The following is a 12,840-nucleotide window of genomic DNA, read 5'->3' as shown; positions in this document are numbered from 1 at the left end:
AGCCGGCCGCGAGCCCGACGAGCGCGCCATACAGGCCGAGCCGCGGGATTGCGAACACGTTGACGAGCGCGGCGATCGCGAGCGCGAGCACCCATTTCGCCAGCAACACGAATTTTGCTTGATATTTGAGAACGATAAGATTGCCTATCGCCTCGATGCCGGCCGGCACGGACAGCCAGACGGCCCAGCGGAAGATGTCGACCGACGCCTCGTAGCCGCGGCCGAACACCTTGCCGACGATGAGCGGCGCGGCGGCGTCCAGCACGAGCGCGCCGGCCGTCATCAGGCCGGCGGTCATCGCGATCAGCCGGACGATGTTGCGGCGCAGCCGCGCGACGTCCTGCACGCGGTACACGAACGCGGGCGCGATGGTCTGCGCGAGCATCAGCGCGAGCGTGATCCAGTTCTCGTTGAGCTGCTGGGCCGCCGCGTAGCGGCCGAGGTCGGCGAACGACACGTGACGCTCGAGCATCAGGCGATCGAGCTTCAGGAACAGGTACATGCAGATCAGGCCGAGCCAGAACACGGTGCCGGCGGTCGCGAAGTGCCCGAACAGCGGCTTGTCGAACGTCCAGCCGAGCGTGCCGCCGTTACGATGGCGGTAGTACAGCAGGAGCGCGAAGCCGATCGCGGCGGCCTCGAGTGCCCACAGCCACGCGAAGCGGGCCGGGCCGGCGGCCGCGCGGACCAGCAGCCACACGCAGAGCGCCTTGGCCAGCGCGGTGATCATGCTGGTCACGAGCTGCGGCTTGCTGTAGGTCATGCTCTGCAGCCACGCGTTGATCACGCCGACGAACGGCTCGCGGAACACCATCGTGACTGCGAGGCCCGCGAGCATCGCGCCGACGAGCGGATCGAATGCGCCGGCCGCGATCGCGATCCAGGTCGCGACGAGCGCGGCGGCGGACACGCCGATGCGCAGCGCGAACGCGCTGCCGAGCACCGCGCCGAGTTGCGCGGGCGGGCGCTGGACGATGGTCGGAACCAGGATTTCGGCGCCGCACACCCAGGTGAGCGGTGCCAGTACGAGGAGAAGCGTATTCGCATACTGCCATTTGCCGAACACGTCAGGCCCGAAATATCGGGCCAGAAGGCCGCTGATCGCGATCGCGACGCCGATCTGCGTGAGCCGTTCGAGCCCCAGCCAGACGAGGTTCGCGACGGCCTTCGCGACGTCCGGGTTGCCGAATCGCTTCAGCATGCGGGGCAGCCGCACGCATGCGAGGCGGCCGGCAGGGCGCCCGGGGGCGGCAGGTGGGCGGCGGCGGAACGGCTAGGCATTAAAATGGACGGAATCCGCGTCATCGAAACCCGCGATTATAAGTGGGATCGGGGTCGCTCCAGCCGTCCCGTTCCTGGTGGCGCGTAGCCCGCATGTATGATGCCGGGCATGCGCGAAAGGCGGCCAGATTATTTTCCATGCACGCAACCGAGAGAGAATCGATGATCTCCCAATCCATCTTCAAGGCATATGACATTCGCGGTGTGGTCGGCAAGACGCTCGACGCCGACACGGCGCGCGCGATCGGCCGGGCATTCGGCAGCGAAGTGCGCGCACAGGGCGGCGATGCGGTCGTCGTCGCGCGCGACGGCCGCCTGTCGGGCCCCGAGCTCGTCGGCGCACTCGCCGATGGCCTGCGTGCGGCAGGCGTCGACGTCGTCGACGTCGGCATGGTGCCCACGCCGGTCGGCTATTTCGCGGCGAGCGTGCCGCTTGCGCTGAAGGGCGGCGAGCGCCGCGTCGATTCGTGCATCGTCGTCACGGGCAGCCACAATCCGCCGGACTACAACGGCTTCAAGATGGTGCTGCGCGGCGCGGCGATCTACGGCGAGCAGATCCAGGCGCTGTACCGCCGCATCGTCGACGAGCGCTATGAAACGGGCAGCGGCTCGTTCGAGACGTTCGACGTCGCGGACCAGTACGTCGCGCGCATCGTCGGCGACGTGAAGCTTGCGCGCCCGCTGAAGCTCGTCGTCGACGCCGGCAACGGCGTCGCGGGCCCGCTCGCGACGCGCCTGTTCAAGGCGCTCGGCTGCGAGCTCGTCGAGCGCTTCACCGACATCGACGGCACGTTCCCGAACCACCACCCGGATCCCGCCCACCCGGAAAACCTGCAGGACGTGATCCAGGCGCTGAAGGACACCGATGCCGAACTCGGCTTCGCGTTCGACGGCGATGGCGACCGCCTCGGCGTCGTCACGAAGGACGGCCAGATCATCTATCCGGACCGTCAGCTGATGCTGTTCGCGGAAGAAGTGCTGTCGCGCAACCCGGGCGCGCAGATCATCTACGACGTGAAGTGCACGCGCCATCTCGCGCAGTGGGTGAAGGCGAAGGGCGGCGAGCCGCTGATGTGGAAGACGGGCCATTCGCTCGTGAAGGCGAAGCTGCGCGAGACGGGCGCACCGCTCGCGGGCGAGATGAGCGGCCACGTGTTCTTCAAGGATCGCTGGTACGGCTTCGACGACGGCCTGTACACGGGCGCACGCCTGCTCGAGATCCTCGCGAAGACGGCCGATCCGAGCGCGCTGCTCAACGGTCTGCCGGACGCGATGAGCACGCCCGAACTGCAGCTCTGGCTCGACGAAGGCGAGAACTTCCGCCTGATCGAGAAGCTGCAGAAGGAAGCGAAGTTCGACGGGGCCGAGGAAGTCGTGACGATCGACGGCCTGCGTGTCGAATACCCGGACGGCTTCGGTCTTGCGCGTTCGTCGAACACGACGCCGGTCGTCGTGATGCGGTTCGAATCGGAGACCAGTGAAGGGCTGAAGCGCATCCAGGACGACTTCCGCCGCGTGCTGACCGCCGCGAAGCCCGACGTCAAGCTGCCGTTCTGAACCGGCGCGGCCGCGGGCCGCTCCCGGCGCGGCGGTCGAGCCGATCGTCGCGCGATCCCCGAAAAGCGGCGCATGCCACCGGCATGCGCCGCTTTTTGTCTGTCTGACTGTCCGGGCGCGATAAAATCGCGTCTTTATGCCTGTCGCCGGCCGTCCGCCGGCGTTTTTTCAGCGTGCAAAAGATCCTGATCGTGCGCGTGTCGTCGCTGGGCGACGTCGTGCACAACATGCCGGTGATCGCCGATATCCGGCGCCGCCATCCCGATGCGCAGATCGACTGGCTCGTCGAAGAGAGCTTCGTCGACCTCGTGCGGCTCGTCGACGGCGTGCGCGACGTGCTGCCGTTCTCGCTGCGCCGCTGGCGCAAGAAGCCGTTCTCGCGCGCGACGTGGCGCGAGATCCGTGCATTCCGCCAGCGCCTCGCGGCCGAGCAGTACGACCTTGTGATCGACTGCCAGGGTCTGATCAAGACGGCCTGGGTCGCGAGCTGGGCGCACGGCCCGCTCGCCGGCCTCGGCAACCGTACCGACGGCGCGGGTTACGAATGGCCGGTGCGCTTCTTCTATCGCAAGCGCGTGCCGATCGCGCCGCGCACGCACGTGGTCGAGCGCTCGCGCCAGCTCGTCGCGGCCGCGCTCGGCGACCCGGCGCCCACGCCGGCCGATCCGGTCGACTTCGGCCTCGATACGCGGGCGGCCGCGCTCGCGGTCGCGGCGCTCGGGCTGAACCTGCCGGTGCCGTACGTGGTGTTCGTGCACGCGACGTCGCGCGCCGACAAGCAATGGCCGGACGCCGCGTGGATCGAGCTCGGCCAGGCGCTCGTGCGGCGCGGCGCGTCGCTCGTGCTGCCGTGGGGCAACGACGCGGAACGCGCGACCAGCGAGCGGCTCGCGAAGGAGTTCGGCGCGGCCGCGATCGTGCCGCCGAAGCTGTCGCTGCCGGCGGTCGTCGGGCTGATCGACGGCGCGGCCGCGACGGTCGGGGTTGATACAGGTCTGGTTCACATCGCGGCCGCGCTGAAGCGTCCGACGGTCGAACTGTACAATTTCGCGACGGCGTGGCGGACCGGCGGCTACTGGTCGCCGAACGTCGTCAATCTCGGCACGGCGGGGCAGCCGCCGTCGATCGCGCAGGTGAAGGCGGCGCTCGCGGGCTTCGGCCTGCTCTGATGCCTGCGATGTCCGTCCAGCCCGTCCTGCCTATGCTGCCTGTCACGCACGCGAACCGATCATGAGCGAATCCCAGATCATCGAAGTCCCGTCCGCCGACTGGAGCGGACACAACCTGTCGGCGCCGCGCGAGCAGCTGCTGGCCGCGGTCGAGGAAGGCAAGGTGTTGTATTTCCCGCATCTGCGCTTCGCGATCGAAGGCGGCGAGGAAGCGCTGCTCGATCCGGCGCTCGCCGATCCGAAACGCAAGAACATCAGCCTCGCGCCGAACGGCGGCGCGCTCGCCGGCGTGCTCGGCGACAGCGTCACGCAGTCGGCCGTGCGCGCGCTGGTCGCGCGCTTCCAGCAGCAGGCCGGCACGCTCGTCGACGGCCTGTTCCCCGAATACCGCGGCAAGCTGCGCGTCGCGCCGACGAGCCTGCGGCTGATGCAGGTCGAGACGCGCCAGACGTCGTGGCGCAAGGACGACAGCCGGCTGCACGTCGACGCGTTCCCGTCGCGGCCGAACTACGGCGAGCGGATCCTGCGCGTATTCACGAACGTGAATCCGGCCGGCCAGCCGCGCGTATGGCGGGTCGGCGAGCCGTTCGAGGACGTCGCGAAGCGTTTCCTGCCGACGATCCGGCCGCAGTTGCCGGGTTCGGCATGGCTGCTGAACCTGCTGCACGTGACGAAGTCGCCGCGCAGCGCGTACGACCACCTGATGCTGAACCTGCACGACGGGATGAAGGCCGATCTCGACTATCAGAAGACCTGCCCACAGCAGACGATGCCGTTTCCGCCGGGCAGCGTGTGGATATGTTTCTCCGATCAGACTTCGCACGCTGTGATGTCCGGCCAGTTCATGCTCGAGCAGACCTTCTTCCTGCCGGTCGATGCGATGGTGCGCCGCGAATGCGCGCCGCTCGGGATTCTCGAGCGCCTGACCGGCAGGGCGCTGGTTTGAGCGCGCACCTGTTTCGACGCAAGACGGGGGCTGCCTCATGCTGAGGGCGATCTATCGCGCGCTGTGGTGGCTCGTCGCGCCGATCGCGGTGATCCGGCTTTTCGTGCGTTCACGCAAGGAACGCGGCTATCGCGAACACATCGGCGAACGCTTCGGCCATGTCGCGGGCCGTTCTCCGGACGATCGCGCGCCGCTGATCTGGGTGCACGCGGTGTCGGTCGGCGAGACGCGAGCCGCGCAGCCGCTGGTCGACGCGCTGATGCGGGCGCGTCCCGACGCGCGCATCCTGCTCACGCACATGACGCCGAGCGGCCGCGCGACCGGCGAACAGATCTTCGGCGCACGCGTGCTGCGCTGCTACCTGCCGTACGACATGCCGGGCGCGGTGCGGCGTTTCCTGCACGCATGGCGGCCGACGCTCGGCCTCGTGATGGAAACCGAGGTGTGGCCGACGCTGATCGACGAGTGCCGCCGCGCCGACGTGCCGCTCGTGCTGACCAATGCGCGGATGTCCGCGCGCTCGCATCGGCGCGCGGCGAAGTTCGGCGCGGCGACGCGCGACGTGTTCGGCGGCTTCTCGCGCGTGCTCGCGCAGAGCCCGGCGGACGCGGAGCGGCTGACGTCGCTCGGCGCGCGCAACGTGACGGTGCTCGGCAACCTGAAATTCGACATGACGACGCCGCCCGAGTTGGCGGCACGCGGCCACGCATGGCGCGACGCGATCGGCACGCGTCCCGTGTGGGTTGCCGCGAGCACGCGCGAGAACGAAGAGGCGCTGGTGCTGCAGGCGTTCGCCGCGATGAAGACGCCCGGCGCGCTGCTGATGCTCGTGCCGCGCCATCCGCAGCGTTTCGCCGAAGTCGAGGCGCTGGTCGCGCGCAACGGCTTCAAGTGCGTACGGCGTTCGGTGTGGGGCGCGGACGCCGCCGCGCTCGCGGCCGGACGGCCCGCCGCGGCGGAACCGTTGCCGGCGGACGTGACGGTATTGCTCGGCGATTCGATGGGTGAACTCGGTGCATACTACGCGGCCGCCGATGTTGCATTCATCGGCGGCAGTCTGCTGCCGCTGGGCGGACAGAACCTGATCGAGGCATGCGCGGTCGGCGTGCCGGTGCTGATCGGGCCGCACGTGTTCAATTTCACGCAGGCAACCGCCGATGCGGTCGCGGCCGGCGCGGCGCTGCAGGTCGCGGATCCGCTCGATCTCGCGCACGTGCTCGACGCGTTGTTTGCGGATCATGCGCGGCGCGTCGCGATGGGCGCGGCCGGTGCCGCGTTCGCGGCGCGCCATCGCGGCGCGACCGCGCGCTCGGTCGACGTGCTCGCGGCGTTGTTGCCGCCGGTGGAGAACGGTAAGCATTCGATGCAGCACGCATCCGGCGATTGAGCGGGCGGCGCACGGCCGTCCCCGCGCTGCGTAGGCGGCGGCAGCCGAGGGGCCGCCGCGTCGCCAGTCAAACCGTCAACAACCCCTTCTTCTCGATGAACGCGATGACGTCCGCGACGCCTTCGAGCGCCTTCAGGTTCGTCATCACGTAAGGCCGCTCGCCGCGCATCTTCTTCGTGTCGGACGCCATCACGTCGAGGTTCGCGCCGACGAGCGGCGCGAGATCGGTCTTGTTGATCACGAGCAGGTCGGACTTCGTGATGCCGGGGCCGCCCTTGCGCGGAATCTTCTCGCCGCCTGCGACATCGATCACGTAGATCGTCAGATCCGACAGCTCCGGGCTGAACGTCGCGGCGAGGTTGTCGCCGCCCGATTCGATGAACACGATGTCGGCATCCGGAAAGCGCGACAGCATCCGGTCGACGGCTTCGAGATTGATCGACGCATCCTCGCGGATCGCCGTGTGCGGGCAGCCGCCCGTCTCGACGCCCATGATGCGTTCCTCGGGCAGCGCGCCCGCGACCGTCAGCAGGCGCTGATCTTCCTTCGTATAGATGTCGTTCGTGATCGCGACGAGGTCGTAGCGCTCGCGCATCGCCTTGCACAGCATTTCGAGCAGCGTGGTCTTGCCGGAGCCGACCGGGCCGCCGATGCCGACGCGCAGCGGCGGCAGTTTCTTCGTGCGGCGGGCGGAGGAGGGTGCGGGTGCATTCATGGTGGGAATCGGGTTCAGGAGCGGAACAACCGCGAATACTGGGTTTCGTGCCGCGCGGACAGGATGCCGAGCTGCGGCGCGAACGTGTTGACGGCGTCGGGCGGCGTCGCGAGCGCGCGGCGCACGGCCGCGTCGATCGCGCCGCGCAGCGAAACGATGATGCGCTGGCCGGCAAGCTGGCCGAGCGGCACCGCTTTCAGCGCGGCCGAGGTCTGGTTCTCGACCCAGCCGAACGCGTACGCGGCGAGCGCGGCATCGGCGCCGGCATCGTGGGCGGCGGCCGCGTATGCGAATGCGGTGGGCAGCGCGATCGGCGCGAGCGACGCGAGCGTCGCGCGGCGGCCGGCATCGCCCCATTCGAGCGACGCGCACAGTTGCGCGAGCGACCAGCCCATCTGTTCGGTCTCGCGGCGCAGTTCGGCCGATTCGCGGCTCGCGACGAACCATGCGTTCTCGCTCGTCAGCGCGTGCGCGTCGTGTGCATGCCAGCGCGCGATCTGATGCGCGAGAAACGGCAGTTCGCCGTGCGCGAGCACGTCGGTGAGACCGCTCGCGATCCAGTCGCGCGCGGTGTCGGCGTCGCGGATCAGGTTCGCGTCGAGCGCGGCTTCGAGGCCCTGCGAATAGCTGAACGCGCCGATCGGCAGTGCCGGCGACGCGAGATGCAGCAGCGCGACGAGTTCAGTGGTGGTCATGACCGTGGTGGCCATGCGTGCAGCCAGGACCATGCTGATGATCGTGATCGTGATCGTGATCGTGATCGTGATCGTGATCGTGATCGTGATCGTGCGAGTGCGAGTGCGAGTGCGAGTGCGAGTGCGAGTGCGAGTGCGAGTGGCCGTGGTGTTCGCCGAACACCTGCTGCGCGAGCGCGTAATCCTCGGCGAACGTCGCATCGTGCCCGTGCTTGTGGCCGCCGCCGTACGCGCCGGCTTCCGGCTGGAACGGCGCGCTCGTTTCGTCGACCTGCGTGCCGAGCCGGCGCAGCATGTCCGCGAGCACCGGATCGGCTTCGAGCTTCAGATAACCGTCACCGATCTCGACCGGCGTGTGGCGATTGCCGAGGTGATATGCGGCGCGCATCAGCGTGAGCGGATCGGCGGCATGCACGAGCAGCACGGTCTCGGGGGCCGCTGCGACACGCACGAGCGCGCCGTCGTCGGCGACGAGCACGTCGCCGTCGCGCAGCACGGTACCGCGCGGCAGCAGGACCGCGACGTCCTCGCCGGTGTCGAGCGTGGCTGCGAGGCGGCTCTTGCAGCGGGCGTCGTATGCGAGCGTGAGCGTCGGCGCGCGCGCGACGAGCGACGCGGCGAGCTTCACGTTCGGGGCAATGCGTTTGTCGAGAGTGCGCATGGAACGAAAACCGGAAATCAGAACAGGAAATAGCGCTGCGCCATCGGCAGCACCGTCGCCGGCTCGCAGGTGAGCAACTGGCCGTCGGCGATCACGTCGTAGGTTTCGGGATCGACGCTGATCGACGGCCGCCACGCGTTGTGGATCATGTCGGCCTTCGTCACGTTGCGGCAGTTGCGCACCGGCACGATGCGCTTCGCGAGTCCGTAGCGTTCGGCGATGCCTGCGTCGGCCGCCATCTGCGACACGAACGTCAGCGACGTGCGCGCAAGCGCACCGCCGCGCGTCGCGAACATCTCGCGGTAGTGGACCGGCTGCGGCGTCGGGATCGACGCGTTCGGGTCGCCCATCTGCGCCATCGCGATCATCCCGCCTTTCAGGATCATCGACGGCTTGATCCCGAAGAATGCCGGTTCCCACAGCACGAGGTCGGCCCACTTGCCCGGTTCGATCGAACCGACTTCGTGCGCAATGCCATGCGTGATCGCCGGGTTGATCGTGTACTTCGCGACGTAGCGCTTCGCACGGAAGTTGTCGTTGCGCGCGTTGTCCTCCGGCAGCGCGCCGCGCTGCACCTTCATCTTGTGCGCGGTTTGCCACGTGCGGATGATCACCTCGCCGACGCGGCCCATCGCCTGCGAGTCGGACGACAGCATCGACAGCGCGCCGAGATCGTGCAGGATGTCCTCGGCCGCGATCGTCTCGCGGCGGATCCGCGACTCCGCGAACGCGAGATCCTCGGCGATCGACGGATCGAGGTGGTGGCACACCATCAGCATGTCGAGATGCTCGTCGAGCGTGTTGATCGTGTACGGACGCGTCGGGTTGGTCGACGACGGCAGCACGTTCGCCTCGCCGCACACCTTCAGGATGTCGGGCGCGTGGCCGCCGCCCGCGCCTTCGGTGTGGTACGTGTGGATCGTGCGGCCCTTGAACGCGGCGACCGTCGATTCGACGAAGCCGCCTTCGTTCAGCGTGTCGGTGTGGATCGCGACCTGCGTGTCGGTGTCGTCGGCGACCGACAGGCAGTTGTCGATCGCGGCGGGCGTCGTGCCCCAGTCCTCGTGCAGCTTCAACCCGATCGCGCCGGCCGCGATCTGTTCGACGAGCGGCTGCGGCAGGCTCGCGTTGCCCTTGCCGAGAAAGCCGAGGTTGATCGGCCAGCCGTCGGCCGCCTGCAGCATCCGCTCCATGTGCCACGGCCCTGGCGTGCAGGTCGTCGCGTTGGTGCCGGTGGCCGGCCCCGTGCCGCCGCCGAGCATCGTCGTGACGCCCGACGCGAGCGCCTCGTCGATCTGCTGCGGGCTGATGAAGTGGATGTGCGTGTCGATGCCGCCCGCGGTGACGATCAGCCCTTCGCCGGCGATCACTTCGGTCGCGGCGCCGATCGCGATCGTCACGCCGGGCTGGATGTCCGGATTGCCGGCCTTGCCGATCGCGGCGATGCGGCCGTGCTTGATCGCGATGTCGGCCTTCACGATGCCCCAGTGATCGAGGATCACCGCGTTCGTGATGATCGTGTCGGGCACGTCGGCGGCCACGCGCTGCGACTGGCCCATGCCGTCGCGAATCACCTTCCCGCCGCCGAATTTCACTTCCTCGCCGTACGTGGTGAAGTCGCGTTCGATCTCGATCAGCAGGTCGGTATCGGCGAGCCGCACGCGGTCGCCCGTCGTCGGCCCGAACATTTCCGCGTACGCGCGGCGGCTCAAGCGTAGTGTCATGTGCTGTTCCTGAAGAGCGGGGCGCGGCTTACAGCGGCCCCATCACCTTGCCCTGAAAACCGTAGACGGCGCGTTCGCCGGCCAACTCGACCAGCTCGACGGTGCGTGTCTGGCCGGGCTCGAAGCGCACGGCGGTGCCGGCCGCGATGTTGAGCCGGAAGCCGCGCGCGGCCGCGCGATCGAACGACAGCGCATCGTTGACTTCGAAGAAGTGGTAGTGCGAGCCGACCTGCACCGGGCGGTCGCCGGTGTTCGCGACGACGAGCGACAGCGTCGCGCGACCCGCGTTCAGTTCGTGCTCGCCGTCGTCGGTGAGGATTTCGCCGGGAATCATGCGCGGTACCTCGGTCACGGAATCGGGTGGTGGACGGTGACGAGCTTGGTGCCGTCGGGGAAGGTCGCCTCGACCTGGATGTCGGGGATCATCTCCGGCACGCCTTCCATCACGTCGTCGCGCGTGAGCAGCGTCGTGCCGTAGTGCATCACCTCGGCGACGGTCTTGCCGTCGCGCGCGGCTTCCATCAGCGCGGCGGTGATGAACGCGACCGCTTCCGGATAGTTGAGCTTGAGCCCGCGCGCGCGGCGACGCTCGGCCAGCAGCGCCGCCGTGAAGATCAGCAGCTTGTCCTTTTCTCGGGGAGTCAGTTTCATGAAGGCAGTCGTTCAGGAAAACGTAATTTTTATCGGTGCGTGGCGGTGCGTGGCGGTGCGGTCAGGGCGCGGCTCATCGTAGCACCGCGCCGCTTTGCGTGCGTCGTGTATCCGTTATGTAAGCAGCAAGGCGCGTGCCATGCCGGTCGAACGGGCGGCGGTGCGCGTTCTTGGTGCGCGGTGCATGGATCGTGGGCAGTACCGACCGCAACGCTGCGCCGAAACGGTGCGTGCCGCGTGCGGCATGTTCAGGTTTGCCAGAGACGCAGCGGTCGTGCGTCGACGCCGTGCACGATTGGCCTCAGGTAAAGCCAGCAGTCGGTGAAGTGACGTTGCAGCGCTTCCATCGACGTCGACAATGCACGCACGAGCACGACGCCCGGCGTCACGCAGGTCGCGCCTGTGCGCAGCGTCTCATCGAACGGCATGCGCGCGGCGAGCGCTTCGGCCAGTGCCGCATCGCACGCGGGGCCGGCCGCCCACAGCGTGCCGTACACGGGAAACCCGGCGAGGCCCTGCAGCGCGCCGCGCAGCGGATCGTGCGCGTCGAGCAGTGCGCGCTCCGTCCACAGCGGCCGGCCGTCGGCATCGACGAGTGCTGAGCGCGACACGATACGGCCAGCCGACCACGTTTCGCCGGCCGCCTGCCGGCCGAGCTGCGTCGCATCCCAGCCGAGCGCGCTCGCGCCGGCGCCGAGCCTGACCGTGAAGTCGAGCGCGGCGTGCACAGCGTCGAAGAACAGGTTGTTCTGCGGCAGCCAGTCGAGCTTCGCATGTGCGCCGACCGTGATGCCGATACGCTGCGTCGCGTCGAGGCCGTTCGACTTGTACCACTTCGTCGCGCCGGGCGTCGTCAGTACCGCGTGCGTGCCGTCGCCGAGCGCGATGTCGATGTCGAGCCGGTCGCCGCCCGCGACACCGCCCGGGGGGTGAACGATCACCGCGTGGCAGACCGCGTCGCCTTCCGGATACAGCGGCCGCTGCACGCGCAGCGGGCCGTCGTGCAGCCGGTGGACGAGCGTCGTGCGCGCGCCGTGCCGTTCGAAGCCGAGTTCGAGGCGGCCGCGCCAGGACTTGGCGACGGCGGGGCGGGACAGCGGAGCGTGGGAGTCGGGGGCGGACATCGGCGGGAAGCTGGGGACGGGCACGGAAAACGAGGATGCTATCGCAACAATATACGCGCGGGCGCAGGCGTTGCCGAGCGTGGCGCGGAGATTGACGGCGATACGGCGCGACGAGGGGCACGAGCGGCACCAGCGACACCAGCGACACCTGCGACACCTGCGACACCTGCGACACCCCTGAAACCCGCCGACCACCGCCACCGCGAATTGGCGCAATCCCGCGCCGCGTGCCGCACTACACCGCGATCAACTCCCTCACACCGCTCGTCTCCATGTCGCGCGCATCGCCGCCCGCTATGACCTCGCCGCGGCTCATCACCCAGTAATGGTCCGCGATCGAGCGCGCGAAATCGTAATACTGTTCAACAAGCAGCACCGTCATCTTCGATTCGTCGACGAGCTGGCGCAGCGTGCGTCCGATGTCCTGGATGATCGACGGCTGGATGCCTTCGGTCGGCTCGTCGAGGATCAGCAGCTGCGGCTCGCTCATCAGCGCACGGCCGATCGCGAGCTGCTGCTGCTGGCCGCCCGACAGGTCGCCGCCGCGCCGCGCGCGCATGTCCTTCAATACCGGGAACAGATCGTAGATGCGGTCGGGCACCTTCGACGGCGCGCGCCGGCTCGCCGCGCCGACGAGCAGGTTCTCCTCGACGGTGAGCCGCGGAAAGATGTCGCGGCCCTGCGGCACGTACGCGAGCCCGGCCGCGACGCGCGCATACGGCGGCAACGCGCCGAGCGACGTGCCGCGCCACGACACGCTGCCGCTCTTCGCGGCGACGACGCCCATCAGGCAGCGCAGCAGCGTGCTCTTGCCGACGCCGTTGCGGCCGAGCAGCACGGTGAGCTTGCCGTCGTCGGCGGCGAGCGTCACGTTGCGCAGGATATGGCTGCCGCCGTAGTACTGGTTCAGTGCATCGATCTTCAGCATTG

At 68.7% G+C, this 12,840-nt stretch carries 13 protein-coding genes; 4 read left to right on the top strand and 9 right to left on the bottom strand.

The genetic code is table 11. From position 1 onward, the window contains the following. Positions 1-1,201, bottom strand: a 1,201-nt coding sequence (locus Q3A80_RS28630) for a lipopolysaccharide biosynthesis protein (protein WP_446332166.1), incomplete at its 3' end; no start/stop codon positions are given. A gap of 242 nt (positions 1,202-1,443) precedes the next feature. On the opposite strand from Q3A80_RS28630, the gene Q3A80_RS28625 reads away from it, so the two are divergent. The 4 genes from Q3A80_RS28625 (at position 1,444) to waaA (ending at position 6,340) form a co-directional block, all read left to right on the top strand. Continuing rightward, positions 1,444-2,838: a phosphomannomutase/phosphoglucomutase gene (locus Q3A80_RS28625; RefSeq protein ID WP_446332165.1), complete on the top strand. Its 1,395-nt coding sequence runs from the start codon at positions 1,444-1,446 to the stop codon at positions 2,836-2,838. A 173-nt stretch (positions 2,839-3,011) separates the two neighbouring features. Continuing rightward, complete coding sequence (gene waaC, locus Q3A80_RS28620; protein WP_446332164.1) at positions 3,012-4,007, top strand: lipopolysaccharide heptosyltransferase I; 996 nt, start codon at positions 3,012-3,014, stop codon at positions 4,005-4,007. Between the two features lie 61 nt (positions 4,008-4,068). Next, complete coding sequence (locus tag Q3A80_RS28615) at positions 4,069-4,953, top strand: Kdo hydroxylase family protein (RefSeq protein WP_446332163.1); 885 nt, start codon at positions 4,069-4,071, stop codon at positions 4,951-4,953. 37 nt (positions 4,954-4,990) lie between these two features. After that, the gene (gene waaA, locus Q3A80_RS28610) at positions 4,991-6,340 is read left to right on the top strand and encodes a lipid IV(A) 3-deoxy-D-manno-octulosonic acid transferase (RefSeq protein WP_446332162.1); all 1,350 of its coding nucleotides are present in this window, start codon (positions 4,991-4,993) and stop codon (positions 6,338-6,340) included. 67 nt (positions 6,341-6,407) lie between these two features. On the opposite strand, the gene ureG is transcribed toward waaA, so the two are convergent. From ureG to urtE, 8 genes are all read right to left on the bottom strand, one after another. Further along, complete coding sequence (ureG, locus tag Q3A80_RS28605; RefSeq protein ID WP_069746001.1) at positions 6,408-7,055, bottom strand: urease accessory protein UreG; 648 nt, start codon at positions 7,053-7,055, stop codon at positions 6,408-6,410. A 14-nt stretch (positions 7,056-7,069) separates the two neighbouring features. Beyond that, entirely contained in the window at positions 7,070-7,750 is a 681-nt protein-coding gene (locus Q3A80_RS28600) for an urease accessory protein UreF (protein ID WP_446332161.1), read from the bottom strand. Then, complete coding sequence (gene ureE, locus Q3A80_RS28595) at positions 7,737-8,411, bottom strand: urease accessory protein UreE (RefSeq protein ID WP_446332160.1); 675 nt, start codon at positions 8,409-8,411, stop codon at positions 7,737-7,739. Before ureE ends, Q3A80_RS28600 begins: the two co-directional genes overlap by 14 nt. Positions 8,412-8,428: 17 nt before the next feature. Next, positions 8,429-10,135: an urease subunit alpha gene (gene ureC / locus Q3A80_RS28590; RefSeq protein ID WP_446332159.1), complete on the bottom strand. Its 1,707-nt coding sequence runs from the start codon at positions 10,133-10,135 to the stop codon at positions 8,429-8,431. A gap of 28 nt (positions 10,136-10,163) precedes the next feature. Beyond that, positions 10,164-10,469, bottom strand: coding sequence for an urease subunit beta (locus tag Q3A80_RS28585; protein WP_069241049.1), 306 nt, complete (start codon positions 10,467-10,469; stop codon positions 10,164-10,166). A gap of 14 nt (positions 10,470-10,483) precedes the next feature. Further along, on the bottom strand, positions 10,484-10,786 hold the full coding sequence (ureA, locus tag Q3A80_RS28580) for an urease subunit gamma (RefSeq protein ID WP_006048588.1): 303 nt from the start codon (positions 10,784-10,786) through the stop codon (positions 10,484-10,486). Between the two features lie 248 nt (positions 10,787-11,034). Next, the gene (locus Q3A80_RS28575) at positions 11,035-11,910 is read right to left on the bottom strand and encodes an urease accessory protein UreD (protein ID WP_446332158.1); all 876 of its coding nucleotides are present in this window, start codon (positions 11,908-11,910) and stop codon (positions 11,035-11,037) included. A gap of 235 nt (positions 11,911-12,145) precedes the next feature. Next, positions 12,146-12,838, bottom strand: coding sequence for an urea ABC transporter ATP-binding subunit UrtE (gene urtE / locus Q3A80_RS28570; protein WP_446332157.1), 693 nt, complete (start codon positions 12,836-12,838; stop codon positions 12,146-12,148). Between the last annotated feature and the right edge of the window lie 2 nt (positions 12,839-12,840).

It is taken from the genome of Burkholderia sp. SR8 (genome assembly GCF_052851275.1).
This window is presented reverse-complemented; position numbering and strand designations above follow the sequence as displayed.

Coding starts and splice junctions, on each gene's coding strand:
- ureG (WP_069746001.1), bottom strand. CDS start 7,055: ATGAATGCACCCGCACCCTCCTCCGCCCGCCGCACGAAGAAACTGCCG.
- urtE (WP_446332157.1), bottom strand. CDS start 12,838: ATGCTGAAGATCGATGCACTGAACCAGTACTACGGCGGCAGCCATATC.
- waaA (WP_446332162.1), top strand. CDS start 4,991: ATGCTGAGGGCGATCTATCGCGCGCTGTGGTGGCTCGTCGCGCCGATC.
- Q3A80_RS28585 (WP_069241049.1), bottom strand. CDS start 10,469: ATGATTCCCGGCGAAATCCTCACCGACGACGGCGAGCACGAACTGAAC.
- Q3A80_RS28625 (WP_446332165.1), top strand. CDS start 1,444: ATGATCTCCCAATCCATCTTCAAGGCATATGACATTCGCGGTGTGGTC.
- ureA (WP_006048588.1), bottom strand. CDS start 10,786: ATGAAACTGACTCCCCGAGAAAAGGACAAGCTGCTGATCTTCACGGCG.
- ureC (WP_446332159.1), bottom strand. CDS start 10,135: ATGACACTACGCTTGAGCCGCCGCGCGTACGCGGAAATGTTCGGGCCG.
- Q3A80_RS28575 (WP_446332158.1), bottom strand. CDS start 11,910: ATGTCCGCCCCCGACTCCCACGCTCCGCTGTCCCGCCCCGCCGTCGCC.
- Q3A80_RS28600 (WP_446332161.1), bottom strand. CDS start 7,750: ATGACCACCACTGAACTCGTCGCGCTGCTGCATCTCGCGTCGCCGGCA.
- ureE (WP_446332160.1), bottom strand. CDS start 8,411: ATGCGCACTCTCGACAAACGCATTGCCCCGAACGTGAAGCTCGCCGCG.
- Q3A80_RS28615 (WP_446332163.1), top strand. CDS start 4,069: ATGAGCGAATCCCAGATCATCGAAGTCCCGTCCGCCGACTGGAGCGGA.